Genomic DNA, 774 nt, shown 5'->3' with positions numbered 1-774 from the left:
CATCTCGAATTGTGTAACTACCGGTGCATCTTCGGGGCTAACTCCTGATTCTGGTTTACGTTGGATCGGTAGATAATCGGTTAACGGGTCACGGGTGATGACGACAGCGGCGGCATGAATTGAATCTTGACGACGGAGGCCTTCTAGGCCTTTGGCGACATCAACAACTCTTTTTACGTCCGGGTCCGAGCCATACATTTGGCGCAGCTCTGCCGCCGCTTTGTATCCATCGACGTACTGTTCCTCCTGGTCGAAACAAGCCCATAGCGGGGTATCTCGACCCATGACTAGCGGCGGCATTGCTTTAGCTACTTTGTCGCCAACGGCGTAGGGGTAGCCGAGAACTCGAGCTGCGTCTCGGACCGCTGCTCGAGCTTTGATAGTCGAAAAGGTGATGATTTGTGCCACGTGCTCACGGCCATACGTTTCGGCGGTGTACCGAATCATTTCGTCTCGGTAGCGGTCGTCGAAGTCCATGTCGATATCGGGCATGGACTTTCGGCCGGGGTTTAGGAACCGTTCGAAAAGGAGATCGTATTTGATCGGGTCCAGATCAGTGATTTGTAGGCAGTACGCGACAGCACAGCCCGCAGCTGAGCCGCGTCCGGGACCGACACGGATTCCGTTGTCGCGGGCATGACGGATGAGATCCCATGTGATGAGGAAATACGCGGAAAATTCCATATCGGCGATAACGCGGAGTTCGTAACCCAACCGGTCAACTATTTCGTCTGATAGTTGCTTACCCCAGCGCCGTTTTGCGCCTTCGAAAGC

The 774-nt window shown here is 54.5% G+C and carries 1 protein-coding gene; it reads right to left on the bottom strand.

Translation table 11 applies throughout. The features are described 5' to 3' along the window. Positions 1-774, bottom strand: a 774-nt coding sequence (locus tag QF777_12010; GenBank protein MDP6912260.1) for a DNA polymerase III subunit alpha, incomplete at both ends; no start/stop codon positions are given.

The organism is Acidimicrobiales bacterium (assembly GCA_030747595.1).
Lineage (GTDB): Bacteria > Actinomycetota > Acidimicrobiia > Acidimicrobiales > MedAcidi-G1 > UBA9410.
Note: the sequence above shows the minus strand (reverse complement) of the source record. Positions and strands in the feature narration are given on the sequence as shown.